Genomic DNA, 444 nt, shown 5'->3' on the forward strand with positions numbered 1-444 from the left:
GGCGTTGACGGTCACGATGCTGACTCGATTAAACGCGCGGTGGAAGAAGCGCGTGCGGTCACCGACAAACCGTCCCTGCTGATGTGCAAAACCATCATCGGTTTCGGTTCGCCGAACAAAGCCGGTACCCACGACTCCCACGGCGCGCCGCTGGGCGACGCGGAAATCGCGCTGACCCGCGAAGCGCTCGGCTGGAAACACCCGGCGTTTGAAATCCCGTCTGAAATCTATGCCCGGTGGGATGCGAAAGAAGCCGGTCAGGCGAAAGAGTCCGCGTGGAACGAGAAATTCGCCGCCTACGCCAGAGCCTTCCCGCAGGAAGCAGCAGAATTCACCCGCCGTATGAAAGGCGAGATGCCGGCTGATTTCGACGCGAAAGCGAACGAATTCATCGCGAAGCTGCAGGCTAACCCGGCGAAAATCGCCAGCCGTAAAGCGTCGCAG

1 pseudogene is annotated in these 444 nt (G+C 60.6%); it reads left to right on the plus strand.

Annotated elements, in window-relative coordinates:
- Positions 1–444, plus strand: a pseudogene (locus IAE27_RS29370) (transketolase); the annotation flags it as partial.

This window comes from Klebsiella sp. S69 (genome assembly GCF_016516145.1).
Taxonomy (GTDB): Bacteria; Pseudomonadota; Gammaproteobacteria; order Enterobacterales; family Enterobacteriaceae; genus Klebsiella; species Klebsiella oxytoca.